This is a genomic window from Streptomyces sp. NPDC058307 (genome assembly GCF_042880295.1).
GTDB lineage: Bacteria > Actinomycetota > Actinomycetes > Streptomycetales > Streptomycetaceae > Streptomyces.
On record NZ_JBHVYZ010000092.1, the window covers coordinates 1 to 25,788 of the forward strand.

Consider the following 25,788-nt stretch of genomic DNA (forward strand, 5'->3'; position numbering starts at 1 on the left):
GACCCGTACGGCGTCCTGCGCGGGCATCGTCGACAGCACGGACAGGACGATCGGGTCACCGGCCCCGGTCCAGACGACCCCGACGTCGTTGTTGGTGCCGTAGGAGCCGCCGCCCGTCTTGTCGGCGATGGTCCACGTCTTCGGCAGACCGGCGTGGAAGCGGTCGACGCTGGTCGTGTTGTTGAGCAGCCAGTGTGTGAGCAGCTCCCGGTCCCGCCGGTTCAGCGCGTCGCCGAGGAGCAGCCTGCCGTAGGTGCGGCCGATGGCGTACGGGCTCGTCGTGTCCGTGCGCCGCCACGGCTCGGCGGTGTTGAGCTCGGGCTCCCAGCGGTCGAGGCGGGTGATCCGGTCGCCGAGGGAGCGGGCGAACCGGGTGATCGCGGTGGGGCCGCCGAGTTCGCGCAGGAGGAGGTTGCCGGCGGTGTTGTCGCTGTAGGTGATGGCCGCCTCGGCGAGCTCGGCGATCGTCATGCCCTCGGCGAGGTGTTCCCGGGTCTGGTCCGAGCCCGGGATCACCAGGTCGTCCGCGGTGTAGTGGACGCGACGGGCGAGCACCTCGCCGTCGCGGTCCAGGTCGCGCAGGACGGCGGCGGCCGCGAGGGCCTTGAACACGGAGCACATCGGGAAGCGCTCGTCGGCGCGGTACCGGACGGACCGCCTGGTCGTGAGGCGGTGCGCGAAGACGCCGATCCGGGCGTCGTAGCGCTCCTCCAGGGCGCGCAGCCGGGTGGCGACGTCGTCCCCGGCGGCGTACGCGCTCGTGCCGGTCAGGAGCGTGGCCGCACCGGCCGTACCGGCCAGAAGGGCGCGTCGGGACAGCTTTCCGGAGCCTAAGATCTTTCTCTCCTTCGCTCGGGGACAGAAGCCGATCTCTTCGATGATCGACGCCCTCGGTCATCCCTTGGTTGCACCGCCGTAGACCATCGGCCGACGGACAGGTCCGTCCGCGGCCGACACAGTGGCGGCATGGAGAAGACAACGGGGATCAACCGGGCACAGTTCCTGACGGGAGCGGCGGCGCTGGGGGCGGCGGCGGTGCTGCCGGCCGGCCGCGCGGAGGCGACCGGGCGCGGACTGGAACGCCACGGCGTCGTCTACACGGTCGGCGCGGGCGAGACGCCCGGCACCGCCTGGAGCGCCGCCCGGATGCGCGGGGACATCCGGGCCATCCGCGACGACCTGCACGCCGACACCGTCGACGTCACCGGCGACGGCGTCGAACGCCTCACCTCCACCGCCGCCGAGGCGGCCGAACGCGGGCTGCACGTCTGGCTCCAGCCGACCCTCGGGGACCTCCCGCAGCGGGACATCCTCGACCACCTGGCGGAGTGCGGCCGGTTCGCGGAGCGGTTGCGCCGGCACGGCGCGAGCGTCGAGCTCAGCGTGGGCTGCGAGTTCTGGCTGTTCGTGCCGGGGATCCTGCCGGGCGACACGGCCCTGGAGCGGATCGAGAACCTGAGGAACGGCACCTACGACCCGGTGAGGATGCGGCGCGAACTGGCCCGCTTCACCGCGAGGGCGGCCAAGGTGGGCCGCTCGGTCTTCCACGGCCGCCTGAGCTACGCCGCCGCTCAGGACGACGAGGTCGACTGGAACCTGTTCGACGTGGTCGGCATCGACTACTACTCCTACTTCGGTCAACCACGGGAATACGTACGAGAGTTGAGGCAGTACCTGCGCTGGGGCAAGCCCGTCGCCATCACCGAGTTCGGCACCTGCACCTTCGTCGGCGCTCCCGAGGCCGGCGGCATGGGCTGGGACATCGTCGACTACGACAAGGACCCGCCGGAGATCAAGGGGAACGTCGTCCGCAGCGAGCACACCCAGGCCGTCTACCTCACCCGACTCCTCGATGTCTTCGAGTCGATGGGCCTCTACGCCGCGATGGCCTTCGAGTTCCTCACGGCCGACGCCCCCCACCGCCCCGACGACCCGCTCCACGACCTCGACATGGCGAGCTACGGCATCGCCAAGGCGATCAAGGACCGCCCCGACGACCCGCGTTCGGACTGGCACTGGGAACCGAAGGAGGCGTTCCACGCGCTGGCCCGCCGGTACGGACGGTGCGGTCAGCGGCAGTAGAGGTCCTTCGCGGGCCGCTTGCCGGTGGCCAGGAAGCGGGAGACCGTGGCGTCGCCGCACGCCGTGCCGTTGTCCAGGTAGGCGTCATGGCCGGTGGAGTCGTTGGTGACCATGACGGCACGCCGGCCGAGCGCCTCGCGGAGCTTGAGAGCACCGCTGAGCGGGGTCGCCAGGTCCCGTTCGTTCTGCACCATCAGGATGTTGGACGGGCCGCGGTCGCCGACGTGCACCGGCGCCTCCCTCGGCTCCCACGGCCAGGCGGTGCACGACATGGCGTTCCTCGGCATGCCCCCGGTCAGCGGGAACTCGGCGCGGCTCCTGGCCACGCCCTCGCGGTAGAGCGCCGGGTCGCTCGGCCAGTCGACGTCGTTGCAGATGGTGGCGGCGCCGACCGCGGCGACGTTCTGGAGGACGGCCTCGGGCGGACCCGCCGGCGCGGGCGGCACCGCGCCCTTGCGGGCGGCCAGGATCAGCCGGGCCAGCGCCGGGTAGTCGTCGGGGTCGTAGAAGGAGTCGAGCATCGACTGGCGCAGGACGTTGCCGTTCAGCTCCTCGGGGTTGGCGCCCGGCCAGGGGATCGGCTCGCGGTCCAGGCGGGCGGCGAGATTCAGGAACAGGGGGCGGACCTCGGCGGCCGTGTCGGCGAGGCGGTCCGGGTTGCCGGGCGCGGAGGCCCATTCGGCGAACTTGGGGAAGTTGTCCTCGGCGCCCCGCTCGAACGCGGCGAGCCAGGCGCGCTCCCCCAGCACCGGGTCCGGGTTGTCGTTGCTGTCCAGGACGACCCGGTCGGTGCGCCGCGGGAACAGCTGGAGATAGGCGTCGGTGACATAGGTGCCCTACGACACGCCCCACACGGACACCTTGCGCTCGCCGAGCGCGGCGCGGACGCGGTCCAGGTCGCGGGCCTCGTTGAGGGTGCTGATGTGCTTGACGAGCTCGCCGCCGTTGCGGGCGCAGGCCTCGGCGACGCGCTTGCCCGCGGCCATGTTCGCGTCGACCGAGCCGTCCGGGGCGGGCCAGGGCAGCAGGGTCGTGCGGGCCAGGTCCCGGTGTTCGAGACCGCAGTCGACGGTCGTCGAGGGCGCCATCCCGCGCGGCGCGAACCCGATCAGGTCGTAGGCCTCGCGCACCTTCTTCGGCAGCTTCTGCCCCTTGCCCGAGGGGTCGTTCATGCTGTCGCCGCCGGGCCCGCCGGGGACGAGCAGCAGGGCCCCGCGCCGGGCGTCCGGGTTCTCGGCGGGGATACGGGAGACGGCGATCTCGATCTTCGGGCCGTCCGGGTCGGCGTAGTCCATGGGCACGGAAACGGTCGCGCACCGCTGGCGCGGATCGAGGCCGCCACCCTCGCACCCGGTCCACTGGGGACCGCCGACGGCGGCGGACGCGCTGAGCGGTGTCAGGGTGCCGAGGACGACACCGGAGGCGGCGGCGATCAGGGCGAGGCTCTTCGTCATCTGCTTCATGCCAGGAGCCTCGCGGATCATCGGCCGCCATCCCATCCGGCCAACTGCCGCATTCCCAGGGGGGTTTACCCCAGGGCGGCCGCTCGGCGGCGCCGGCTCGGCCCCCCGGATGCCGACCGTCCTCGCGGACACCGACGACCACGGTTCCCGCGTAGGCGAGAATGGGCTCATGAGTCTGTTCCGCTACGACGGCATCGCGCCGCACACCCGGTGCGGAGGCGTGCGATGAGTCTCTTCCGGGACGACGGGGTCGTGCTGCGGACGCAGAAGCTCGGGGAGGCGGACCGGATCATCACGCTGCTCACGCGCGGGCACGGGCGGGTGCGGGCCGTGGCCAGGGGGGTGCGGCGGACCAAGTCGAAGTTCGGGGCGCGCCTCGAGCCCTTCTCCCACGTGGACGTGCAGTTCTTCGCGCGGGGCAGCGAGCTGATCGGGCGCGGCCTGCCGCTGTGCACACAGAGCGAGACCATCGCGCCGTACGGTGGCGGGATCGTCTCCGACTACCCCCGGTACACCGCCGGGACGGCCATGCTGGAGACCGCCGAGCGGTTCACCGACCACGAGGGCGAGCCGGCCGTACAGCAGTACCTGCTGCTCGTCGGCGCCCTGCGCACCCTCGCCCGGGGCGAGCACGCGCCCCACCTCGTCCTCGACGCCTTCCTGCTGCGCTCCCTCGCCGTCAACGGCTACGCCCCAAGCTTCAGCGACTGCGCGCGATGCGGGATGGCCGGTCCGAACCGCTTCTTCTCCGTGGCCGCCGGCGGCTCGGTCTGCGTGGACTGCCGGGTGCCCGGCAGCGTCGTACCGTCGCCGCAGACCCTGGAACTGCTCGCCGCGCTGCTTACGGGAGACTGGGAGACCGCGGACGCGAGTGAGCCGCGGCACGTCCGGGAGGGCAGCGGGCTGGTGTCGGCCTACCTGCACTGGCACATGGAGCGCGGGCTGCGCTCCCTTCGGTACGTGGAAAAGACGTAGCACCCCACAGTCGTAGAGCACCACTGAGGAGACGAGAAGCACCATGGCCGTAAACGGGATCCTGGGGCGCCGACGGCGCGAGTACCGGGCGCCGGAGCCGCACCCCTCCGGTGCCCGCGCGCCGAAGCTTCCCGGTGAGCTGATCCCCGAGCATGTGGCGATCGTCATGGACGGGAACGGGCGGTGGGCCAAGGAGCGCGGGCTGCCCAGGACGGAAGGGCACAAGGTCGGCGCCGAGCGGGTCCTCGACGTCCTCCAGGGCGCGATCGAGGCCGGCGTGAAGAACATCTCGCTGTACGCCTTCTCCACCGAGAACTGGAAGCGCTCGCCCGACGAGGTCCGCTTCCTCATGAACTTCAACCGCGACTTCATCCGCAAGACCCGTGACCAGCTCGACGAGCTGGGCATTCGCGTCCGCTGGGTGGGCCGGATGCCCAAGCTGTGGAAGTCCGTCGCCAAGGAGCTCCAGGTCGCCCAGGAGCAGACCAAGGGGAACGACAAGCTCACCCTGTACTTCTGCATGAACTACGGCGGCCGGGCCGAGATCGCTGACGCCGCGCAGGCCCTCGCCGAGGACGTGAAGGCGGGCCGCCTCGACCCCTCCAAGGTCAATGAGAAGACCCTCGCGAAGTACCTGTACTACCCGGACATGCCCGACGTGGACCTGTTCCTGCGCCCCAGCGGCGAACAGCGCACCTCCAACTACCTGCTCTGGCAGAGCGCGTACGCCGAGATGGTCTTCCAGGACGTCCTGTGGCCCGACTTCGACCGCCGCGACCTGTGGCGGGCGTGCGTCGAGTTCGCCTCCCGGGACCGCCGCTTCGGCGGAGCCGTCCCGAACGAGGAGCTCCTCAAGATGGAGGAAGCGATGAAGGGCGACCCGGAGGCCTGAGCCTGCGAACCGCCCCTCGTCGCTCACGGCATCAGCTCGTCGTCACCGCCGTGTCGTCGATCACGAAGCTGGTCTGGAGCGAGGTGTCCTCGACGCCCGTGAACTTCAGGGTGACCGTCTGCCCCCCGAAGGCCGACAGGCTGAAGGACTTCTGGACGTACCCGGTAGCCGCGTTCAGGTTGGAGTACGTGGCCAGGGTCGTCGACCCGGCGGTCACCGTCAGCTTGTCGTACTGCGTGCTGGTGCTGGTTTCCGCGGTGTCGACGTGCAGGTAGAAGGTGAACGTCGTCCCCGTGCAGCCGCTCGGGATCGTCACCGACTGGGAGAGCGTGTCGGTGTGGGTGGAGCCGTAGCCGTCCAGCCACGCCTTGTACGAGCCGGTGCGGGCGGCCTGGCTGCTGGAGTTGGTGATCACTCCGCTGCTCGTGGTCCAGGTCGTGCTGCCCGACTCGAAGCCCTGGTTGCCGAGCAGCTGGGCGGAGGTGCAGCTGCCGCCGCCCGACGCGCTCACGGTCCAGGTGAAGGCCGCGGTACCGGTGGCTCCGGTGCTGTCGGTCACCGTGACCGTGGTGCTGTAGCTCCCGGCCGTGGTCGGGGTCCCGGAGATCAGCCCCGTGGAGCTGATCGACAGACCGGTCGGCAGTCCGGTCGCGGCGTAGGTCAGTGAGCCGCTGTTGGTGGAACTGGCCGAGATCTGAAGGCTTACGGCCGTCCCGACCGTGGTGGACTGGCTGCCCGGGTTGGTCACCGTCACGCCGGTCGACGGCACGGTGATGTGGCTGCCGACGTTGATGCCCGCGAAGGCGTTGCCGACCCCGGCGTACTGCGCGGAGCTGGTGCCGTAGAGGGCGGCGGCCGCGTTCAGGGCGGCGGTGCGGGCTCCGGCGTAGTTGGTGCTGGACGTCATGTACGTCGTCAGCGCCTTGTACCAGATCTGCAGGGCGGCGGCCCGGCCGATCCCGGCGACGGCGACACCGTCCGAGGTGGGGCTGTTGTAGGTCACGCCGTTGATGGTCTTGGTGCCGCTGCCCTCGGAGAGCAGGTAGAACATGTGGTTCGCGGGTCCGGACGAGTAGTGCACGTCGAGGTTGCCGACCCCCGAGTACCAGCTGTCCGCCGAGCCGCCGTCCTTGCTCGGCTTGTCCATGTACCGCAGCGGCGTGCCGTCGCCGTTGATGTCGATCTTCTCGCCGATGAGGTAGTCGCCGACGTCGGTGGAGTTGTTGGCGTAGAACTCCACGCCGGTGCCGAAGATGTCGGAGGTGGCTTCGTTGAGGCCCCCCGACTCACCGGTGTAGTTGAGCCCCGCCGTGTTGGAGGTGACCCCGTGGCTCATCTCGTGACCGGCCACGTCCAGCGAGGTCAGCGCGTGGGTGTTGCTGGTGCCGTCGCCGTACGTCATGCAGAAGCAGGAGTCGTCCCAGAAGGCGTTGACGTACGCCGAGCTGTAGTGGACGCGGCTGTAGGCGGCGACCCCGTCGTTCTTGATGCCGCTGCGGCCGAAGGTGTTCTTGTAGAAGTCCCAGGTGGTCTGGGCCCCGTAGTGGGCGTCGACCCCGGCGGTCTGGGTGTTGGAGCCGGAGCCGGTGCCCCAGACGTCGTCCGTGTCGGTCATCAGGGTGCCGGTGCCCGACGTGCCGTTGTTGAGGCTGTACGTCTTGTGGCCGCCGCGCGCGGTGTCGTACAGCTGGTACGTCGAACCGGAGAGCGTGGTGCCCAGGGTGACCGTGCCGCTGTACTGGCTGTTGCCGGTGCCGGTCTCGATGCCCTCGAAGCGGGTGAGTTCGGCGCCGGTGGTGGCGTCGGTGATGACGTGCAGCTTGCTGGGCGTGCCGTCGTCCTGGAAGCCGGAGACCACCGTCTCCCAGGCGAGCTTCGGGGTGCCCGAGCCCGCCCAGATCACCTTGCGGGCGCCCTGCGCGGCGGGCTTGTCGGCGTCGAGCGCCTTGGCCGTCCTGAGGGCCTTGGTCTCGGCGGCCGCCTTGCCGAAGGTGGCGGTCGTGGACCTGACCGAGACGGTACGGCGGTTGTTGTTGAAGGTCGTGCTGAGCGTGCCCGTCGCCTGTGCGGCCGGGGGCGTGTGCACGACCAGGTCGCCGCCGAGGACGGGCAGACCGTCGTAGGTGCGCTCGTAGCGGGTGTGCAGGGTGCCGTCGTTGTCCTTGACGACGTCCTTGACGACCAGTTTCTCCTTGGCGCCGAGGCCGAGGGAGTCGGCGGTCGCCGCGGCCCTGCCGGACGCGCTCTTGATCAGCGCGGTGCGCTGGGCCGGGGAGAGTTTGGCTTCCTGGCCTCCGGTGCGCAGGGAGCCGGGGTGGGGGGAGGCGGGCCCGGCGGCGGCCGGGACCGTCTGGACGCCTACGGCGAGGAGGGACGCGGCGGCCACCAGGGACGCGGCGACGGCTGATCTTCGTGGGGAGGGTCTCACTCGTACTCCTACTGCTACGACGGGGTGGAGGTGCCGTGCGGGAACTGCGTGAGAGCTGGGGGGAGCGTGGCACTGTTGACCCGTCCATGTCATGCAAAGAAGGCCGAGTCAAGGGTTAACCCTCGACTCGGCTGTGAGAACCCTGTGGGGTCAGGCCTGGGCGGCCGCGCAGTCCGCGCAGGTGCCGAAGATCTCCACGGTGTGCGCCACATTGACGTATCCGTGCTCGGCGGCGATGGCGTCGGCCCACTTCTCGACGGCCGGGCCCTCGACCTCCACGGCCTTGCCGCAGAGCCGGCAGACCAGGTGGTGATGGTGGTCGCCGCTGGAGCAGCGGCGGTAGACGGACTCGCCGTCGGAGGTGCGCAGGACGTCGACCTCGCCCGCGTCGGCGAGGTTCTGGAGGGTGCGGTAGACCGTGGTCAGACCGACGGCGTCACCCTTGTGCTTGAGCATGTCGTGCAGTTCCTGCGCGCTGCGGAACTCGTCGACCTCGTCGAGGGCCGCCGCCACGGCGGCCCGCTGCCGGGTGGCGCGGCCCTTCACGGGCGGTCCTGCGGTCGTCACGGGTTCCTCCTTCGTTCGGCACCTGCCGGGCCATTGTGCCAGTCCGGCCTGTGCCCGGTCAGACGCCGACCGTGCCGTCCGCCTGGCGACTGGCCGGAATCGCGCACTCGGCGGGGTCCGGGGCGGGCTGCGCGGCGGCGGCCGCCCGGGCCCGTCGCCTGGCCAGCGGGGTCGCGAGGGCCGTCAGCACGATGAAGGCCCCGATGGTCAGCAGCACGATCGTCGCACCCGGCGGCACGTCCTGGTAGTACGAGGTCACGGTGCCGCCGATCGTCACCGTCACGCCGATCGCCACCGCGATCGCGAAGGTGGCCGCGAAGCTGCGGGTGAGCTGCTGCGCCGCCGCCACCGGCACCACCATCAGCGCGCTGACCAGCAGCAGTCCGACGACCCGCATCGCGACGGTCACCGTCACCGCGGCCGTGACCGCCGTCAGCAGGTTGAGGGCCCGCACGGGCAGACCGGTGACCCGCGCGAACTCCTCGTCCTGGCTGACCGCGAAGAGCTGCCGGCGCAGTCCCAGGGTGACGAGCACCACGAACGCGGCCAGCACACAGATCGCCGTCACGTCCGACTCGGAGACCGTGGACAGCGAACCGAACAGGTACGACGTGAGGTTGGCGTTGGAGCCGCCGGGCGCGAGGTTGATGAACATCACGCCGCCGGCCATACCGCCGTAGAAGAGCATCGCGAGGGCGATGTCGCCCCGGGTCCTGCCGTACCAGCGGATCAGCTCCATGAGGATCGCGCCGAGGACCGAGACCAGGGTCGCCATCCACACCGGCGACCAGGAGAGCAGGAAGCCGAGACCGACGCCGGTCATCGCGACATGGCCGATGCCGTCGCCCATGAGGGCCTGGCGGCGCTGGACGAGGTAGATGCCGACGGCGGGGGCGGTGATGCCGACCAGGACGGCGGCGAGCAGGGCCCGCTGCATGAAGGCGTAGTCGAGGAAGTCCATCAGCTCAGCAGTCCCGTACGGATCGGCTCGTGGTCGTGGGGGTGGACGTGGTCGTGGCCGGGCAGGGCGTGCTGGCCGACCGCGCGCGGAGGCGGGCCGTCGTGCTGGACACAGCCGTCGCGCAGGACGACCGCCCGGTCGATCAGGGGCTCCAGCGGGCCCAGTTCGTGCAGCACGAGCAGGACCGTGGTGCCCTGGGCGACCTGCTCCCCGAGCGTGTGCGCCAGCACCTCCTGGCTGGCCAGGTCCACGCCCGCCATCGGCTCGTCCATGATCAGCAGTTCGGGTTCGGCGGCGAGCGCGCGGGCGATCAGGACGCGCTGGTGCTGGCCGCCGGAGAGGGCGTTCACGGAGTCCTTCGCCCGGTCCGCCATGCCGACCAGCTCCAGCGCCCGGCGTACGGCCTCCTTGTCGGCCTTGCGGAGCACGCCGAAGCGGGCGCGGGACAGGCGCCCGGAGGAGACGATCTCGGTGACGGTCGCGGGGACGCCGCCCGCGGCGGTGGTGCGCTGCGGGACGTACCCGATGCGCGCCCAGTCCCTGAAGCGCCCGCGCGGGGTGCCGAAGAGCTCGATCTCCCCTGCGGACGAAGGCACTTGGCCGATGATGGTGCGGATCGCGGTGGACTTGCCCGAGCCGTTGGCGCCGAGCAGCGCGACGACCTCACCGCGGTGCACGGTGAGGTCGATGCCGCGCAGGACGGGCCGCGAGCCCAGGTCGGCGCGGACTCCGCGCAGCGCGATGACGGGCTCGCTCATGCCGTCCTCCGGTGTCATTTCGCTCCCAGGGCGCTCTGCAGCGCCTTGAGGTTGGCTTCCTGTACCGCGAAGTAGTCCTTGCCGCGGGACTTCTTGGTGATGCCCTCGATCGGGTCGAGGACGTCCGTCTTCAGCCCGGCGTCGGAGGCGATGGTCTTCGCGGTCTTGTCGCTGACGAGCGTCTCGTAGAACACGGTCGTGACGCCGTCGGCCTTCGCCATCTTCTCAAGGTCCTTGACGCGGTCGGCGCTGGGCTCCGACTCCGGGTCGAGGCCGTTGATGGCCTCCTCGGTGAGGCCGTAGCGCTCGGCGAGGTAGCCGAAGGCGGCGTGGGTGGTGATGAAGACCTTGGTGCCGGTGTTCTCGAGCCCGGTCTCGAACTGCGTGTTCAGGGCGCCGAGCTTCTTCACGAGCGCCGCGGTGTTGGCCTTGTAGTCGGCCGCGTGGTCCGGGTCGGCCTTCTCGAAGGCCTTGCCGACGCCCTCGGCGACCTGGGCGTAGCGCACCGGGTCGAGCCAGATGTGGGGGTCGAGGCCGTTCAGTTCGTCGTCGGCGTGGTCGTCGTGCTCGGCCGCGTGGCCGCCGACCTCGTTGCCGTGCTTCTCCAGCGAGGTGAGGGAGGAGGCGTCGATCTTGGTCCTGACCTCGGACTGGGCGACCGCGTCGTCGACGGAGGGCTGGAGGTTCTTGAGGTAGAGCACCGCGTCGGACTCCTGGAGCCGCGCGGTCTGCTGGGCGCTGATCTCCAGGTCGTGCGGCTCCTGGCCGGGCTCGGTCAGACTGGTGACGCTCACATGGTCCCCGCCGATCTGCTCGGCGAGGAAGGCCATCGGATAGAAGGACGCGACGACGTCGAACCTGCCGGTGTCGCCGACGGCGGCGCTGTCGGTGGAGCACGCGGAGAGGGCGGCGAGGGCACCGGCGGCAGCGACCACGGGTATGAGGCGACGTCGTACGTTCATGACAGTCATTTTCATCAAATATGGAAACCGTTGTCAACAAAGTCCGGGCCGCGAACCGATTTGATACGAGGGGTGGCCGCGCCGGTAACCTGAGGCATTCGCTGCCGTCCCGTAATGAAGAGAGCACCGTGGCCGCCGACAAGATCGACACCATCGTCAGCCTGAGCAAGCGCCGTGGCTTCGTATTCCCCTGCAGTGAGATCTACGGCGGTCAGAAGGCCGCCTGGGACTACGGACCGCTGGGTGTCGAGCTCAAGGAGAACCTGAAGCGTCAGTGGTGGCGCTACATGGTGACGTCGCGCGAGGACGTGGTCGGTCTCGACTCGTCCGTGATCCTGGCCCCCGAGGTCTGGGTCGCGTCCGGTCACGTGGCCACTTTCTCGGACCCGTTGACCGAGTGCACCTCCTGCCACAAGCGGTTCCGCGCGGACCACCTGGAGGAGGCCTACGAGGCCAAGAAGGGGCACGCCCCGGAGAACGGCCTCGCCGACGTGAACTGCCCCAACTGCGGCAACAAGGGCCAGTTCACCGAGCCCAAGCAGTTCTCGGGGCTGCTCTCCACCCACCTCGGCCCGACCCAGGACACCGGCTCCGTGGCCTACCTGCGTCCCGAGACCGCGCAGGGAATCTTCACCAACTTCGCCCAGGTGCAGGTCGCTTCGCGCAAGAAGCCGCCGTTCGGCATCGCGCAGATGGGCAAGTCCTTCCGCAACGAGATCACGCCCGGCAACTTCATCTTCCGCACCCGCGAGTTCGAGCAGATGGAGATGGAGTTCTTCGTCAAGCCGGGCGAGGACGAGAAGTGGCAGGAGTACTGGATGGAGCAGCGCTGGAACTGGTACACCGGCCTCGGTCTCCGCGAGGAGAACATGCGCTGGTACGACCACCCGGCGGAGAAGCTCTCCCACTACTCCAAGCGCACCGCCGACATCGAGTACCGCTTCCAGTTCGGCGGCAACGAGTGGGGTGAGCTGGAGGGTGTGGCCAACCGCACCGACTACGACCTCACCGCCCACTCCAAGGCCTCCGGCCAGGACCTCTTCTACTACGACCAGGAGGCCGGCGAGCGCTGGACGCCGTACGTCATCGAGCCCGCTGCCGGTGTCGGCCGCGCGATGCTGGCGTTCCTGCTCGACGCCTACGTCGAGGACGAGGCGCCCAACGCCAAGGGCAAGCTGGAGAAGCGCACGGTGCTGCGCCTCGACCACCGCCTGGCCCCGGTGAAGGTCGCGGTGCTCCCGCTGTCCCGCAACCCCGAGCTGTCCCCGAAGGCCAAGGGCCTCGCCCAGACGCTGCGGCAGAACTGGAACATCGAGTTCGACGACGCCGGCGCGATCGGCCGCCGCTACCGGCGCCAGGACGAGATCGGTACGCCGTACTGCGTGACGGTCGACTTCGACACCCTCGAGGACAACGCGGTGACGGTCCGCGAGCGGGACTCCATGAAGCAGGAGCGCGTCTCCCTCGACCAGATCGAGGGCTACCTGGCGAGCCGGCTGATCGGCTGCTAGGTCCACCCGGCTGTTCTTTGGCCCCCGATACAGGCCCCGCTCTGGCCCTGTATCGGGGGCTGTTCCCTGTCCAGGCTGGGCCCATGAGCCTCGCCTTTCTCCTCACCATCCTTGTTGTCGTCGCCACTCCCGGGACCGGGGTCGTCTACACCCTCGCCGCCGGGCTCGCTCGCGGCCGGCGCGCGAGTGTCGTCGCCGCGTTCGCCTGCACCCTCGGGATCGTGCCGCACGTCCTGGCCACGGTCACCGGGCTCGCCGCGCTGCTGAACGCCAGTGCCGTGGCGTTCCACGCGGTCAAGTACGCCGGGGTCGCCTACCTCCTGTACATGGCCTGGGCGACCGTGCGGGACAAGGAGGTGATCGACGTCGACCAGGACGGCGCGCCCCGGTCCGCGGGCCGCGTGATCGTCAAAGGGGTGCTGATCAACCTCCTCAACCCGAAGCTGACGATCTTCTTCTTCGCGTTCCTGCCCCAGTTCGTGAGCCCGGCCCAGCCGCATGCCGTGCCGCGCATGCTGGCGCTGAGCGGGATCTTCATGCTGGCGACCTTCGTGGTCTTCGCCGGGTACGGGGTGCTCGCCGCCTCGGTCCGCAGTCATGTGGTCTCGCGGCCCCGGGTGATGGCCTGGCTGCGGCGGAGTTTCGCGGGGTCCTTCGTGCTGCTCGGAGCCAAGCTGGCCACGACTGACGGTGAACACGCATGACGAATGACAGCTGACAGATATTGAAATCTGTCAGCTGTCATGGCAGGGTGGACGGCATGACGATGCGAACCCGAACCCTCGGCACCACCGGCCCCCAGGTCTCCGCCCTCGGCCTCGGCTGCATGGGCATGTCCGGCATGTACGGCGAGGCGGACCGCGCCGAGTCGATCGCCACCATCCACGCCGCCCTGGAGGCCGGTGTCACCCTGCTGGACACCGGCGACTTCTACGGCATGGGCCACAACGAACTGCTGATCAGCGAGGCACTGCGCACCGCTCCCGCCGCCCTGCGCGAGAACGCGCTGGTGAGTGTGAAGTTCGGCGCCCAGCGCGACCCGGACGGCGCGTGGCACGGCTACGACGCCCGCCCGGCCGCCGTGAAGACCTGGGCCGCGTACTCCCTCCAGCGCCTCGGCGTCGACCACATCGACATCTACCGCCCGGCCCGGCTCGACCCGCAGGTGCCGATCGAGGAGACCGTCGGCGCGATCGCGGAACTCGTCGAAAAGGGGTACGTCCGCCACATCGGACTGAGCGAGGTCGGCCCCGAGACCATCCGCCGGGCCGCCGCCACCGCCCCGATCGCCGACCTCCAGATCGAGTACGCGCTCATCTCCCGGGGTCCCGAGCGGGAGATCCTTCCGGTCCTACGCGAGCTGGGCATCTCGGTCACCGCGTACGGAGTGCTCTCCCGCGGGCTGATCTCCGGCCACCTCACGGCAGGGCGGTCACTGGCCGCCGACGACTTCCGCGCCCACTCGCCCCGCTTCCAGGGCGAGAACCTCCAGCACAACCTCGCCCTGGTCGAGTCCCTGCGCAAGATCGCCGAGCAGAAGGGCGTCACGGTCGCGCAGATCGCCATCGCCTGGGTGGCCTCCCGGGGCGACGACATCGTGCCGCTGGTCGGCGCGCGGACCCGCGAGCGGCTCGGCGAGGCGCTGGGCGCCCTGGACGTGACCCTGGACGCCGCCGACCTCGCCGCCATCGAGGACGCCGTACCGGCGGACGCGGCGGCCGGCGAGCGCTACCCGACGCACCAGATGGCCATGCTCGACAGCGAGCGATGAGCGGCGAGCGGCGAGCGATGAGCGGCGAGCGATGAGCGGCGAACGATGAACACCGTGCCAGGTACCGTCTAGCCATGCCCCCGACCACCGAGATCCTGACCGCCGAGCGCATCCTCGAAGCCACCGAGGAGGTGCTGCGCCGCCACGGCCCGGCCAAGGCCACCGTGGTCGACGTGGCACGCGCGCTCGGCGTCAGCCATGGCAGCGTCTACCGGCACTTCCGGACGAAGGCGGCGCTGCGGGAGGCCGTGACGAAGCGGTGGCTGGACCGGGCGACGGGCGTCCTGGCCGCGATCACCGACGCGGACCGTGACCCGGAGGCCCGGCTGCGGGACTGGCTCGCCGCGCTCTTCGAGGTCAAGCGCCGCAAGGCGGGCGACGATCCGGAACTGTTCGCCACGTACACGGTCCTGACCGGCGAGAACGTCGAGGCGGTGATCGAGCACCTCACCGAGCTCACCGACCAGCTGACCCGAATCGTCCAGGACGGCATCGCCGCGGGCACCTTCACCGTCACCGCCGCGGCCACCACCGCCCGGGCCGTCTTCCAGGGCACGGCCCTCTTCCACGACCCCGGCTATGCCCATGAGTGGGAGAAGCCGGGCGCCGAAGAGGAGTTCACGGCGCTGGTGGACCTGCTGGTACGGGGCCTCAAGGCCTGACCGCCGCCGCCCTCTTCACGTCTTCGACGGGTCCACCGTCGCCTGGTGGGCCTCCGCCAGATGTTCCTCCGCCTTCAGCCAGGGCAGGAACTGGGCCCCCTTGCGCCAACCGCAGGTGTCACAGCTGATCGTGCGTTGCGCGCCCTTGCGCTGCACCTGGACGACGTGTTCGCGGCCGTGCCGGTCCCAGCGGCTGACCTTGCTCGTGCCGTTCTGCACCATGTGCCTCGCCTCCGGCTAGGAGTGTGCAGCAAGAACAACATCAACAGCAGTGTCAACAGCAGTATCTTCACGGGGCGTTCGCCAGGACCGAGCGCCGTCGGCAGGCCGGTCAGGCGATCGTCCGGGGCAGCCGCAGGCTCAGTACGCCGGTCAGCGCCACGCCCCCCAACTGGACGAGGAGCGTCGTCACCAGGGCGTCCCGCATCCCCATGCCCGGCACCAGGGCCAGGAAGAGACTGCCCAGCGTGGCCACGCCCAGGTCATCGAACACCGCGGCCGCCGCAAGGAGTTCATGAACCGCTACGTCGGCCATGTCAGCGTCGACCACACCGACCTCTGGCTCGGCCCCGACACCGGCCCGCGCATGGTGACCTACGCCCCGGCGGACGAGGAGTCCCGGCGGCGACTGGAGAGACTGCACGCGAGCGCCTTGGAGAGGGCCCCCGCCCGCACGGCGTGAGCGAGATCTCAGCGCGCCCTCTCCTACGACGCCGACCTCGTCGTATGCGACGGGTGCATGCAAGATGCGGCTGACGTATTGGCCGGGGTGCGCACCGGCTCGGTGTACTGCCTTGCGTTGATCACGGCCGCGCGACGGGCGCGGCCCGGCCATGGGGAGGCAGCACGTGCCCGGGAAGTTCCGCCCAGTCCACATCCTCGTCCTGGGCGCCTTCGCGCTGGGCCTCGACGCCTACGTCATGGCCGGACTGCTGCCCAGGGTCGCCGCCGATCTGCACACCAGTGAGTCGGCGGCCGGGCAGATGGTGACCCTGTTCACCCTCTGCTACGCCCTCGCCGCACCCGTGTTCGCGACGGCTCTGGCAGGACGGCCCGCCAAGACCGTCCTGAGCGCGGCGCTGCTGCTGTTCACCGCCGCCAACGCGCTGACCGCCGTCGCCGGCAGCCTGGCCGTGCTGCTCGTCGCCCGGGCCCTCGCGGGCGTCGGCGCGGGCGTCTACTCACCCATGGCCGCCGCCACCGCGGCCTCCCTCGCCGGTGAGGAACGGCGCGGCCGGGCCCTCGCCCTGGTCATGGGCGGGATGAGCATCGGCACGGTGATCGGCGTACCGGTGGGTGTCCTGCTCGCCGACCACGTCGGCTGGCGCGGCACGCTCTGGCTGATCACCGGCCTCGGCGCCGTGGCCATCGCCGGGATCATTCTCGCCCTGCCCCGCCTGGAGGCCACTCCACCGCCGCCCCTGCGTGAACGGGCCCGCATCCTCGCCCGGCGCCCCGTGGCCGCGATCGCCGGGGTGTCCCTCATCGCCGGGGTCACCAGCCTCGGCCTGTACACCTACCTCGCGCCCTTCCTCACCGACGCCGGCGGCATCGACTCGACGCTCGGCGCGATGTGGGCGTGGGGCCTGGGCGGCGTGGCCGGAAGCCTGCTGATCGGGCGGATCGTCGACCGCACGGGACGGCCCTACGCCGTCGTCACCGTCGTCCTGCTCCTGCTGTGCCTCTCCCACCTGCTCCTGCCGGTCACGGCCCGGGCCACCTGGGCACTGGCCGTGCCGCTGGTCGTATGGGGCGCCGCCGGGTGGGCGCTCCAGGTGCCCCAGCAGCACCAGCTCATCGCCGCCCGCCCCGACCAGGCGCCCGTCGCCGTCTCCCTCAACAGCTCGGCCGTCTACCTCGGCAGCGCACTCGGCTCCGCCCTGGGCGGGGTCACCCTCGCCGCCGGAGTGGCCCCCGCGGACCTGCCGTACTGGACGGCCGCGCTCGTGGCCGTCGGGCTGGTGCTGCACCTCTCCCTGGTCCGCATGCCCCGGTCCGCCGACGCGGCTCAGGAATCCGGCCGGAACGCGCGGACGCCGAAATCGGTCACCGCGGGTGAGTAGTACCGTCGTGACAATGGACGTAGGACTGCAACAGCTGCGCTGTTTCCTCACTTTGGCGGAGGAACAGCACTTCACCTGGGCCGCGGAACGGCTCGGCATCCCCCAGCCCACGCTCAGCCGCACCATCCGCAGGCTGGAGGACCACGTCGGCCGCCGACTGCTCGAGCGGACCACCCGCCACCCCCGGCTGACCCCGGACGGCGAGCGCCTCCGCGCCGAGCTCCAGGTCCTGCTGCCCCGCCTCGAAGCGGCCCTGCGTCCCGTCCCGCAGGAGGAGCCCCTCAGCCTCGGCTACACCTGGGGCTTCCCCCGGCGTCGCGGTCGCGACGCCATCGACCTCGTCGAACGCCGGCACCACATCCTGGTCCAGCCGGTACGCCGGGACGAGCGGCTGGCCGGTGTCCACACCGGGGCGGTGGACGCCGCGCTGCTGTGGGGCCCGGTCGAGGACCCCCGCCTGAACACCATGGAGATCGCCCGCGAGGAGCGGGTCGCCGCGGTGTCGGTCCGCTCGACCCTCGCCACTCGTTCCCGGGTCGGCTGGCGGGACCTCGGCCGCCGCTGCCTCGTCCTCAACACGGTCAGCGGCACGCTGGCGCCCGGCGACTGGCCCGCCGACGCCCGGCCCGAGATCGGTGCCGAGGCCGCCAACCTGGACGAGTACCTGCACGCCGTCGCCGCCCGCCGGGGCGTGGGCGTCCTCCCGGCATCGGTCGCCGCCCAGCATCCCGACCCCGACGTCCTGTACCTCCCCCTCACCGGGGCCCCGCCCGCGGTCCTGCACTACGTCTTTCCGCGCACCAACCCGCATCCCCACGCGGAGAACCTCGCCGAGGCGCTGCGGGACGCCGAGCGGCCGGTGCTCCAGAGCGCCTGAGCGGTCGTCGCCGGAGTTGTCGCCGGTGGGGATGAGTGTCCGGAGTGCGGGAACCCGGTCGGTCGCAAGGAAAGACCCCCCACAGGCGAGGCGAGTCATGGCCGAGCAGAAGTCGTCGCAGCAGACAGCAGAGTCAGGATCACCGGCACCGGCACAGGGGCTTCCGCAGCCGCTGCGGGCGGCCGTGTCGGTACTGGGGAAGGTGCCCGGGGCCGGGACGGTGGGCCGGGTGGCGGAGGGAGCACTGGACCGGGTCGGCGCGGTGTCGCCGCGCGGCCGACGGCTCGCGGTGTACGCCGGGGCCGGGGTCCTCGGTGTCGCGGGCATCGTCGAGTGGCCCGTCGCGGTCACCGGGGCGGCGGTGGCGTGGCTGACCCAGCCGAAGCCGGGGGAGCGGACGGAGCCGGAGGACGCCGACCCGCCCACCCCCCGGGTCCTGGCGTCGTCGCACGGCACACCGCGAACGACCACACCGGGCAGGCAGCCGGTCTCCTCCCCGGACACGCCCTCCGACCGGCTCCCCCCGCACGAGACGGCGGCGGAGCCGCCAGGCCGACGCGGCCCCGGAGGCTCCACCGCAGCCCGTACCCGCTCCGGCGACTGAGGACGAGTCGATGAACCGAGGACTCACGACGGCCGCCGCGGGCCTCGTCCTGGCCGGCCCCCGCCTGCTCGCCAGGGGTACGCCCGCCGCGGTCGGCGTGGCCGCGGGCGCGGTGGCCGGAACGGCCCGGGCCGGCGTACGCACCGCGGACTTCGCGGCCCGCGCGACGAGGGCCGCCCGAGCGGCGCTGCCCGGGGCGCCCCAGCACTGGCGAGCGGGCCAACGGGTGCATGTGCCGCTGCGCACGGAGGCGGACGCGGAGCGCGGAGAACAGGGCGCCGCCACCGAACCAGCCACCGAACACCGCGCCCGCCGCCTCGCCGTCGCGCTCGCCGAGCACCCCGACGTCGCTCTCGCCTACTGGGACCAGGGCCTCGGGCGGCTCGTCGTGACCGCGGTGGAGGGAGTGGCCACCGAGCGGGTCACGGAGCGGGTCTCGGCGCTCGCCGAGCGGTACGGGCTGGTCGCGGCCGGCCAGGACGTCGAGGAGCTCGCCCACCCCGGTGACCCCGGCTCCGTACGCACCGCCGCCCTGGCGCTCGCCGCCGACGCCGTCGGGGTCGCCGCCGCGTTCACCGGATCCGCGCTGCGGCTGCCCGCCTCACCGCGGCCGGTGACCGCGGTCGCGACCCTGCTGCGGGAGAACCCCCGCTTCAGGGGCTGGCTGCGCGGGCGGCTCGGGAGCGCCCGCACGGACGTGGCGCTGGCCGTCGTGAACGCCGCCGTGCACGGCGCGGGCCAGAGCCCCACCTCCCTGCTGCTCGACGGAACCCTGCGCACCTGCCAGCTGACGGAGGCGGTCGCACGGACAGCCACCTTCGAAGCCGTCCACGACGACCTGTGCGTCCCCGACCGGGACAGCCTGCCCGCCGACCTGGCCCTGCGTCCGCCCCCGCGCCCCTCACCCGCCCAGGAGTACGCGGGCCACGCCGCGGCCGGCAGCATCGCCGGCGCCGTCGCCGCGCTCCTGGTCAAGCACGACGTGACCGAGGCCGCGGAGGCCGTCCTCGCGGGCTCCCCCAAGGCCGCCCGCTACGGCCCCGCCGCCTTCCACGCCGTACTGAGCACGGCCCTGTCCCGCTCCGGCGTCCTGGTGCGCGACCCGGACCGGCTGCGGCAGCTGGAGACCGTCGGGACCGTCCTGCTGCACCCGAGCGCCCTGCGCACCCCGGGCGCGGGCGCCGACCCCTGGGCCGAGCCCGTGCTTGACGCGGCCCGGCGCGCCGGACTCCGGGTCGTCGTCGTGGACGACCCCGCACTGTCCGACTTCACCGGCCTCGCCGACCAAGTCGTGGACGCCGGGCGGCCGTTGAGGGACGTCGTCGACCAACTACGCGACGGTGGTGACGAAAGCGGTGGAGTTCTCACCATCGCCCGCCCCCAGGACGCCGACGTCGTCGCCGGACTCCTCCGCGGTGACGTGGCCGTCTCGCTCACCGACGGCGGCTGCGCGGTCGCCTGGGGCGCCGACGTGCTCGCCCCGCACGGACTGCCCGACGTCTGGCGGCTGTTGACCGCCGTACCGGCGGCCCGCGCGGTCGGCCGCCGCTCCCAGACCCTGGCCCGCTCGGGCGCCGCCCTGTCCGGACTCCTCGTCGCCGTCGGCGAGTCGGGCCGCGGCCGGCGCCGTACGCCACTCCCCGGCCTCCGGCACGCACCCGTCGACGCCGCCGCGGCCGCCGCCCTCTTCACCGGCACCCGCGCCGCCCTCCGGGTGGCGACCGCGAGCCTGCCGCACCCGCGTCCCCGGGTGGCCTGGCACGCCCTGGACCCGGACGACGTACGCGACCGCCTCGAACAGGAGGCACCCCCGGAGCCGACGCTCGTCGAGCAGACGACCGCACGGGTCCGCACCGCCGCCGACACCGTCGTACGACTGCCCGTGCTGGCCCCGGTCAGGTGGTCGGCGCAGCTCGCCCGGGCCGTGCGCGGGGAGCTGGACGACCCGCTCACCCCCGTCCTGGCGGTCGGCTCGGCCGCGTCCGCGATCCTCGGGTCCGCGATGGACGCCCTGCTGGTGGTCGGCGCCCTCGACCTGAACGCGCTCGTCGGCGGCCTGCAACGGCTGCGCGCCGAGCGGGCCCTGTCCGGGCTGCTCGCCCAGCAGAAGCAGAAGGCACGGGTCGCGGAGGAGGACGCGGAACCGCGTGTCGTCGACGCCGCCAAGCTGAGCCCGGGGGACGTCATCGAGCTCACCCTGGACGACGTCGTGCCCGCCGACGCCCGGCTGCTGTGGGAGGACGGCCTGGAGGTCGACGAATCCGCGCTGACCGGCGAGTCCCTCCCGGTGGACAAGTGCACCGACCCGAGCCCGCGCGCCCCCGTCGCCGAACGGCACTGCATGGTCTTCGAGGGGACGACCGTGGTGGCCGGAAACGCCCGCGCGGTCGTCGTGGACACCGGCGACCGCACCGAGGCCGCCCGCGCCGTCACCCTCGCCGCCCGTACCCCGGCCGCGGCCGGGGTCCAGGCCCGGCTCCAGGAACTCACCCGCAAGGCACTGCCGTTGACGATGGCGGGCGGTGCCGCGGTCACCGGGCTCGCCCTGGTGCGCGGCACGCCCCTGCGGCAGGCGGTCAGCGGCGGGGTCGCGGTCGCGGTGGCCGCCGTACCGGAAGGGCTGCCGCTGGTGGCCACGGTCGCGCAGCTGGCGGCCGCCCGCCGGCTCAGCGCGCACGGCGTCCTGGTCCGCGCCCCACGCACCCTGGAGGCGCTGGGCCGCATGGACACCATCTGCTTCGACAAGACCGGCACCCTCACCGAGAACCGGCTGCGCCTGGTCCGGGTCGCCGACGCGGACGGCACGGTCCACACCGCCGACCAGCCCGGCGCGGACGGCCCGCTGCGGATCGCGGCCCGCGCCTGCCCCCAGCTCGACGGCGACTCCGAGAAGCGCCCGGCCCACGCCACCGACGAGGCCGTCCTGGACGCGGCGGCCCCCGACGAGGAATGGACCCAGCTGGAGGGCCTGCCCTTCGAGGCCGGCCGCGGTTACGCCGCCGCCGTCGGACACCCAGGAGACGGCTCCCCGGTCCTGGTGCTCAAGGGCGCCCCGGAGACCGTCCTGCCCGCCTGCGCCGACCTGCCCGCCGACGCCTCGGACCTGGCCCACTCCCTGGCGGCCGACGGCCTGCGCGTCCTGGCGGTGGCCCGGCGCCCGCTCGGAGGCAACGGCGACAGCGACGGTGACGAGAAGGCCGTACTCGAAGAACCCTTGCAGGACCTGGAGTTCGTGGGTCTCCTCGCCCTCGCCGACGTCGCCCGGGAGACCTCCCCGGCCCTCGTGCGCGGGCTGCGCGAGGCCGGCGTACGGCCCGTCGTGCTGACCGGCGACCACCCGCAGACCGCCCACGCCATCGCCACCGACCTGGGCTGGCCGGAGGACGCCACGATCGTCACCGGCGACGAACTGGCCGCCGCCGACCGCTCGGCCCGCTCCCGGATGCTGCGCGACGCCGATGTCGTGGCCCGGGTCGCGCCGGAGCAGAAACTCCAGGTCGTCGAGGCCCTCAGGGACGCTGGCCGGGTCGTCGGCATGGTCGGCGACGGCGCCAACGACGCCGCCGCCATCCGCGCCGCCGACATCGGCGTCGGCATCAGCGCCCGCGGCTCGGCCGCCGCCCGCAACGCCGCCGACCTCGTCCTGACCGGCGACGACCTCACCGTCCTGATCGAGGCCGTCCGCGAGGGCCGCGCCCTGTGGCACAGCGTCGCCGACGCCATCGCCATCCTGATCGGCGGCAACGCGGGCGAGGTGGGCTTCGGCATCCTCGGCACCCTCCTGTCGGGCGCCGCGCCCCTGTCCACCCGCCAGATGCTCCTGGTGAACCTCTTCACCGACCTGTTCCCGGCGATGGCCGTGGCGGTGACGCCGACGGAGAAACCGACGGAGGACGAGCCCTCGGTCGACACGATCCTGGGCGCCGCTCTGACCCGGCAGATCCGCGACCGCGCGATCACCACCTGCCTGGGCGCCACCGTGGCCTGGCTCATCGGCCGCTTCACCCCGGGCACGGCCCGCCGCTCGACGACCATGGCACTGTGCGCGGTGGTGGGCACCCAGCTCGCCCAGACCTGGGCGGACCGCCGGGAGAGCCCTCTGGTCCGCGTGACGTCATTGGGCTCGGCGGCGGTGTTGGTGGCCTTGGTGGAGACGCCAGGCGTGAGCCAGTTGTTCGGCTGCACACCACTGGGGCCGTTGGCGTGGGCGGGAGTGGCGGCGGCGATCGTGCTGGCGCTGGCGGGACAGAGGTTTGTACCTGCTGTGGAGCGAACGGTACGAGATCGGTTGCGCTGAGGGTGACTGACCCAGGGGCGCGGGGCTGTATCGATGTGCGGCTACCGCCGCGTGGGTGCGACAAGCCCCCACCGGCCGTCAGCCGCCGACCTACGCGCTGACTCCCGCCGCCTCGCGAACCTCAACCGACTCCAGCCGCTCAGCCGTCCGCTCAGCAGAACGCCGGGCCCACGGCCCAGTGGTCACCGCCCCCAGAACCAGCACCGCGACCCCGCACCCGGCCAGGATCCACCACCCCGGCACGGCAGCAGACACGAACTTCTCCCGGTACGACGACGAGCTCACCCCCGAGGCCAGCACCGCCCCGATCACCGCGACGCCCAGCGTCTGCCCGAGCTGGCGGCTCGTGGACGCGACCGCGGCGGCGACCCCGGCCTGGGCCCGCGGCATCCCCGACACCGCCGTGTTCGTGATCGGCGCGTTGACGAACCCGAACCCGATCCCGAACAACAGGTACCCGAGAAGCAGCGTCACGTCGGAGGTCTCCGCGTCGAAGGCCGCGAAGAGCACCCCGCTCACCGTCATGGCGATTCCCGCGACCACCAACGGCAGCCGTGGCCCCCGGCTCCCCACGAGCCGTCCGGCCAGCGGCGCGCACAGGAACATCGGCACCGCCATCGGCAGCATCCACAGACCGGCGTGCAGCGCGTCCAGCCCCCGTACGTTCTGCAGGTACAGCGTCGACAGGAACAGGAACCCGCCGAGACCCGCGAACGCGCTGATCGCGATCACCGTCGCCCCACTGAAGGGTGCGGACCGGAAGAACCGCAGGTCGATGAGGGGCTCGTCGCGCCGGGGCTCGTACCAGAGGAGCCCTGCCAGCGCGAGGACGGCGACGACGGCGAAGGGCAGGACGTACGAGAACCCCGAGGACGGCGCCTCGATGATCGCGTACGTCAGCGAGCCGAACAGCGCGATCACCAGGAGCTGTCCGACCGGGTCGGGGCGGCGGGCCCTGGGCGCCCGGGACTCGGGGACGTACCGCAGGGTGAGCAGCAGCGCCGCGAGCCCCACCGGCAGGTTGACCCAGAAGATCGAGCGCCAGCCGACCGAGTCCACGAGCACCCCGCCCACCAGCGGGCCCGCGGCCATGGAGATGCCGACGACCGCGCCCCACACGCCGATCGCCCGCGCCCGCTCGCGCGGGTCGGTGAAGGTGTTGGTGATGATCGACATCGCGACCGGGTTGAGCATCGAACCGCCGACCGCCTGCACCATACGGAAGGCGATCAGCGCCTGAAGGTTCGGCGCGGCCGAGCACAGCGCGGAGCCGATCGTGAAGACGATCAGGCCCGCCATGAAGACGCGCTTGCGGCCGATCCGGTCACCTGTGGAGCCGGCCAGCATCAGCAGCGAGGCGAGGACGAGGGTGTACGCGTCGATCGTCCACTGGAGGCCCGCCGTGCTCGCGTCCAGGCCGCGCTGCATGGCGGGCAGGGCGACGTTGAGGGCGGTGGTGTCGAGGCTCACGATCAGCAGGCTCATGCAGCAGATCGCGAGGACCAGCATCCGGCGGCGGTGGCTGAGCTCGGGCATGCGTTTCATCGTACGCCGGTATCAATAGTGCGTCTAACTAATGGTCGGTACATGGTCGATGTACGGGGCGTTCGCGCGGTGCGTGACAATGGGGGAATGTCCATGACCGCGCTCACCGAGAAGACGCCCCTGCGGACGCCCCTGCGGATCGGCCCGCACACCGCCCAGCCGCCTGTGGTTCTGGCCCCCATGGCCGGGATCACGAACGCTCCCTTCCGCACCCTGTGCCGGGAGTTCAGCGGGGGCAAGGGGCTGTTCGTCAGCGAGATGATCACGACCCGGGCGCTGGTCGAGCGCAACGAGAAGACCATGCAGCTGATCCACTTCGACGCGAGCGAGAAGCCTCGCTCGATCCAGCTGTACGGCGTCGACCCCGCGACCGTCGGCAAGGCCGTCCGCATGATCGCGGAGGAGGGTCTCGCCGACCACATCGACCTGAACTTCGGGTGCCCGGTGCCGAAGGTGACGCGCAAGGGCGGCGGCTCGGCGCTGCCCTTCAAGCGGCCGCTGCTCCGGGCGATCCTGCGGGAGGCCGTGAGCGGGGCGGGGGATCTGCCGGTCACGATGAAGATGCGCAAGGGGATCGACGACGATCACCTCACGTATCTGGACGCGGGGCGGATCGCGGTCGAGGAGGGCGTGACGGCGATCGCCCTGCACGGCCGTACCGCCGCCCAGCACTACGGCGGCACGGCGGACTGGGACGCGATCGCCCGTCTGAAGGACCACGTGCCGGAGATTCCCGTGCTCGGCAACGGGGACATCTGGTCGGCGTCGGACGCGCTGCGGATGGTGGCGTCCACCGGCTGCGACGGGGTCGTCGTGGGGCGGGGGTGTCTGGGGCGGCCGTGGCTGTTCGCGGACCTGGTGGCGGCGTTCGAGGGGCGTACGGACGACATCGCGCGGCCTTCGTTGCGGGAGGTGGCGGATGTCATGGTCCGGCACGCGACGCTGCTGGGGGAGTGGATCGGGGACGAGGCCCGCGGGGTCATCGACTTCCGCAAGCACGTGGCCTGGTACCTGAAGGGTTTCGCGGTCGGCAGCGAGATGCGCAAGCGGCTGGCGATCACGTCGTCGCTGTCGGAACTGCGGTCCGGTCTGGACGAGCTGGACCTCGACCAGCCGTGGCCTGCCGGGGCGGACGGCCCGCGCGGCCGTACGTCCGGCAACAACCGGGTGGTGCTGCCGGACGGTTGGCTGAAGGACCCGTACGACTGTGCGGCGGGGGTCGGGGAGGACGCGGAGCTGGATACCTCCGGCGGTTGAGCGTCTTTGTCTGCAGCTTGGTGGGGGCGGGCGTTTTTGCGCAGTTCCCCGCGCCCCTGAACGCCTGCGGCGGCCCGTTGAGGTCCGGTGGGGGCGGGTGTAGCGCGTGCGCT

Annotated in this window: 21 protein-coding genes and 2 pseudogenes; 13 read left to right on the top strand and 10 right to left on the bottom strand. The window is 71.8% G+C overall.

Annotated features, from left to right (window positions below; translation table 11 throughout):
- Positions 1 to 879: class A beta-lactamase (gene bla, locus ACFVYN_RS38185; RefSeq protein WP_390006912.1), on the bottom strand; the 879-nt coding region annotated here is incomplete at its 3' end.
- A gap of 87 nt (positions 880 to 966) precedes the next feature.
- Between bla and ACFVYN_RS38190 the strand changes: the two genes are divergently transcribed.
- The gene (locus ACFVYN_RS38190; protein ID WP_390006884.1) at positions 967 to 2,082 is read left to right on the top strand and encodes an abortive phage infection protein; all 1,116 of its coding nucleotides are present in this window, start codon (positions 967 to 969) and stop codon (positions 2,080 to 2,082) included.
- Here ACFVYN_RS38190 and ACFVYN_RS38195 read toward each other — a convergent pair.
- Positions 2,070 to 3,545, bottom strand: a pseudogene (locus tag ACFVYN_RS38195) (alpha/beta hydrolase). The gene ACFVYN_RS38190 and the pseudogene ACFVYN_RS38195 overlap by 13 nt on opposite strands.
- A gap of 225 nt (positions 3,546 to 3,770) precedes the next feature.
- Here ACFVYN_RS38195 and recO point away from each other — a divergent pair.
- Both recO and ACFVYN_RS38205 read left to right on the top strand, forming a co-directional pair.
- Positions 3,771 to 4,520: a DNA repair protein RecO gene (gene recO, locus ACFVYN_RS38200; RefSeq protein ID WP_390006886.1), complete on the top strand. Its 750-nt coding sequence runs from the start codon at positions 3,771 to 3,773 to the stop codon at positions 4,518 to 4,520.
- A 43-nt stretch (positions 4,521 to 4,563) separates the two neighbouring features.
- Positions 4,564 to 5,412, top strand: a complete 849-nt coding sequence (locus ACFVYN_RS38205; protein WP_390006888.1) for an isoprenyl transferase — start codon at positions 4,564 to 4,566, stop codon at positions 5,410 to 5,412.
- Between the two features lie 31 nt (positions 5,413 to 5,443).
- On the opposite strand, the gene ACFVYN_RS38210 is transcribed toward ACFVYN_RS38205, so the two are convergent.
- The 5 genes from ACFVYN_RS38210 to ACFVYN_RS38230 form a co-directional block, all read right to left on the bottom strand.
- A complete protein-coding gene (locus ACFVYN_RS38210; protein WP_390006914.1) occupies positions 5,444 to 7,798 on the bottom strand; it encodes a M4 family metallopeptidase in 2,355 nt (784 codons plus the stop codon).
- Between the two features lie 192 nt (positions 7,799 to 7,990).
- Entirely contained in the window at positions 7,991 to 8,407 is a 417-nt protein-coding gene (locus ACFVYN_RS38215) for a Fur family transcriptional regulator (RefSeq protein ID WP_390006889.1), read from the bottom strand.
- A gap of 58 nt (positions 8,408 to 8,465) precedes the next feature.
- Entirely contained in the window at positions 8,466 to 9,368 is a 903-nt protein-coding gene (locus ACFVYN_RS38220; protein WP_390006891.1) for a metal ABC transporter permease, read from the bottom strand.
- A complete protein-coding gene (locus tag ACFVYN_RS38225; RefSeq protein ID WP_390006892.1) occupies positions 9,368 to 10,144 on the bottom strand; it encodes a metal ABC transporter ATP-binding protein in 777 nt (258 codons plus the stop codon). The genes ACFVYN_RS38220 and ACFVYN_RS38225 overlap by 1 nt, the downstream gene beginning before the upstream one ends.
- Positions 10,141 to 11,088 carry a metal ABC transporter substrate-binding protein gene (locus ACFVYN_RS38230; protein WP_390006894.1) on the bottom strand — a complete coding sequence of 316 codons (948 nt, stop codon included), beginning with the start codon at positions 11,086 to 11,088 and terminating at the stop codon, positions 10,141 to 10,143. The genes ACFVYN_RS38225 and ACFVYN_RS38230 overlap by 4 nt, the downstream gene beginning before the upstream one ends.
- Before the next feature lie 128 nt (positions 11,089 to 11,216).
- Here ACFVYN_RS38230 and ACFVYN_RS38235 point away from each other — a divergent pair, with 128 nt between their 5' ends.
- The 4 genes from ACFVYN_RS38235 to ACFVYN_RS38250 all read left to right on the top strand — a co-directional run bounded on the left by ACFVYN_RS38235 (position 11,217) and on the right by ACFVYN_RS38250 (position 15,032).
- Positions 11,217 to 12,599 carry a glycine--tRNA ligase gene (locus tag ACFVYN_RS38235; protein ID WP_390006896.1) on the top strand — a complete coding sequence of 461 codons (1,383 nt, stop codon included), beginning with the start codon at positions 11,217 to 11,219 and terminating at the stop codon, positions 12,597 to 12,599.
- Positions 12,600 to 12,682: 83 nt separating this feature from the next.
- Positions 12,683 to 13,303: a LysE family translocator gene (locus tag ACFVYN_RS38240; protein ID WP_390006897.1), complete on the top strand. Its 621-nt coding sequence runs from the start codon at positions 12,683 to 12,685 to the stop codon at positions 13,301 to 13,303.
- Between the two features lie 56 nt (positions 13,304 to 13,359).
- Positions 13,360 to 14,370, top strand: coding sequence for an aldo/keto reductase (locus ACFVYN_RS38245; RefSeq protein ID WP_390006898.1), 1,011 nt, complete (start codon positions 13,360 to 13,362; stop codon positions 14,368 to 14,370).
- A gap of 74 nt (positions 14,371 to 14,444) precedes the next feature.
- Complete coding sequence (locus tag ACFVYN_RS38250; RefSeq protein WP_390006900.1) at positions 14,445 to 15,032, top strand: TetR family transcriptional regulator; 588 nt, start codon at positions 14,445 to 14,447, stop codon at positions 15,030 to 15,032.
- A 15-nt stretch (positions 15,033 to 15,047) separates the two neighbouring features.
- Here ACFVYN_RS38250 and ACFVYN_RS38255 read toward each other — a convergent pair whose 3' ends face one another.
- On the bottom strand, positions 15,048 to 15,254 hold the full coding sequence (locus tag ACFVYN_RS38255) for a hypothetical protein (RefSeq protein ID WP_390006901.1): 207 nt from the start codon (positions 15,252 to 15,254) through the stop codon (positions 15,048 to 15,050).
- 109 nt (positions 15,255 to 15,363) lie between these two features.
- Complete coding sequence (locus ACFVYN_RS38260) at positions 15,364 to 15,525, bottom strand: hypothetical protein (protein ID WP_390006915.1); 162 nt, start codon at positions 15,523 to 15,525, stop codon at positions 15,364 to 15,366.
- On the opposite strand from ACFVYN_RS38260, the pseudogene ACFVYN_RS38265 reads away from it, so the two are divergent.
- The 5 genes and pseudogenes from ACFVYN_RS38265 to ACFVYN_RS38285 all read left to right on the top strand — a co-directional run.
- Positions 15,511 to 15,714, top strand: a pseudogene (locus tag ACFVYN_RS38265) (DNA-binding protein); the annotation flags it as partial. The gene ACFVYN_RS38260 and the pseudogene ACFVYN_RS38265 sit on opposite strands and share 15 nt — an antisense overlap.
- 166 nt (positions 15,715 to 15,880) lie before the next feature.
- Positions 15,881 to 17,095, top strand: coding sequence for an MFS transporter (locus tag ACFVYN_RS38270; protein WP_390006903.1), 1,215 nt, complete (start codon positions 15,881 to 15,883; stop codon positions 17,093 to 17,095).
- 13 nt (positions 17,096 to 17,108) lie between these two features.
- Complete coding sequence (locus ACFVYN_RS38275) at positions 17,109 to 17,972, top strand: LysR family transcriptional regulator (RefSeq protein WP_390006904.1); 864 nt, start codon at positions 17,109 to 17,111, stop codon at positions 17,970 to 17,972.
- Positions 17,973 to 18,069: 97 nt separating this feature from the next.
- The gene (locus tag ACFVYN_RS38280) at positions 18,070 to 18,576 is read left to right on the top strand and encodes a hypothetical protein (protein ID WP_390006905.1); all 507 of its coding nucleotides are present in this window, start codon (positions 18,070 to 18,072) and stop codon (positions 18,574 to 18,576) included.
- Positions 18,577 to 18,586: 10 nt separating this feature from the next.
- On the top strand, positions 18,587 to 22,873 hold the full coding sequence (locus ACFVYN_RS38285; protein WP_390006907.1) for an HAD-IC family P-type ATPase: 4,287 nt from the start codon (positions 18,587 to 18,589) through the stop codon (positions 22,871 to 22,873).
- 90 nt (positions 22,874 to 22,963) lie between these two features.
- Here ACFVYN_RS38285 and ACFVYN_RS38290 read toward each other — a convergent pair whose 3' ends face one another.
- On the bottom strand, positions 22,964 to 24,409 hold the full coding sequence (locus ACFVYN_RS38290; RefSeq protein WP_390006909.1) for an MFS transporter: 1,446 nt from the start codon (positions 24,407 to 24,409) through the stop codon (positions 22,964 to 22,966).
- Positions 24,410 to 24,505: 96 nt separating this feature from the next.
- Here ACFVYN_RS38290 and dusB point away from each other — a divergent pair, with 96 nt between their 5' ends.
- Positions 24,506 to 25,675, top strand: coding sequence for a tRNA dihydrouridine synthase DusB (gene dusB / locus ACFVYN_RS38295; protein WP_390006910.1), 1,170 nt, complete (start codon positions 24,506 to 24,508; stop codon positions 25,673 to 25,675).
- The last annotated feature ends 113 nt before the right edge of the window (positions 25,676 to 25,788 follow it).

Bases quoted from the DNA above. Each gene is read 5' to 3' on its own strand.
- ACFVYN_RS38190 (WP_390006884.1), top strand. From the start codon at position 967: ATGGAGAAGACAACGGGGATCAACCGGGCACAGTTCCTGACGGGAGCG.
- recO (WP_390006886.1), top strand. From the start codon at position 3,771: ATGAGTCTCTTCCGGGACGACGGGGTCGTGCTGCGGACGCAGAAGCTC.
- ACFVYN_RS38205 (WP_390006888.1), top strand. From the start codon at position 4,564: ATGGCCGTAAACGGGATCCTGGGGCGCCGACGGCGCGAGTACCGGGCG.
- ACFVYN_RS38220 (WP_390006891.1), bottom strand. From the start codon at position 9,368: ATGGACTTCCTCGACTACGCCTTCATGCAGCGGGCCCTGCTCGCCGCC.
- ACFVYN_RS38225 (WP_390006892.1), bottom strand. From the start codon at position 10,144: ATGACACCGGAGGACGGCATGAGCGAGCCCGTCATCGCGCTGCGCGGA.
- ACFVYN_RS38230 (WP_390006894.1), bottom strand. From the start codon at position 11,088: ATGAACGTACGACGTCGCCTCATACCCGTGGTCGCTGCCGCCGGTGCC.
- ACFVYN_RS38240 (WP_390006897.1), top strand. From the start codon at position 12,683: ATGAGCCTCGCCTTTCTCCTCACCATCCTTGTTGTCGTCGCCACTCCC.
- ACFVYN_RS38245 (WP_390006898.1), top strand. From the start codon at position 13,360: ATGACGATGCGAACCCGAACCCTCGGCACCACCGGCCCCCAGGTCTCC.
- ACFVYN_RS38250 (WP_390006900.1), top strand. From the start codon at position 14,445: ATGCCCCCGACCACCGAGATCCTGACCGCCGAGCGCATCCTCGAAGCC.
- ACFVYN_RS38255 (WP_390006901.1), bottom strand. From the start codon at position 15,254: ATGGTGCAGAACGGCACGAGCAAGGTCAGCCGCTGGGACCGGCACGGC.
- ACFVYN_RS38275 (WP_390006904.1), top strand. From the start codon at position 17,109: ATGGACGTAGGACTGCAACAGCTGCGCTGTTTCCTCACTTTGGCGGAG.
- ACFVYN_RS38280 (WP_390006905.1), top strand. From the start codon at position 18,070: ATGGCCGAGCAGAAGTCGTCGCAGCAGACAGCAGAGTCAGGATCACCG.
- ACFVYN_RS38285 (WP_390006907.1), top strand. From the start codon at position 18,587: ATGAACCGAGGACTCACGACGGCCGCCGCGGGCCTCGTCCTGGCCGGC.
- ACFVYN_RS38290 (WP_390006909.1), bottom strand. From the start codon at position 24,409: ATGCCCGAGCTCAGCCACCGCCGCCGGATGCTGGTCCTCGCGATCTGC.
- dusB (WP_390006910.1), top strand. From the start codon at position 24,506: ATGTCCATGACCGCGCTCACCGAGAAGACGCCCCTGCGGACGCCCCTG.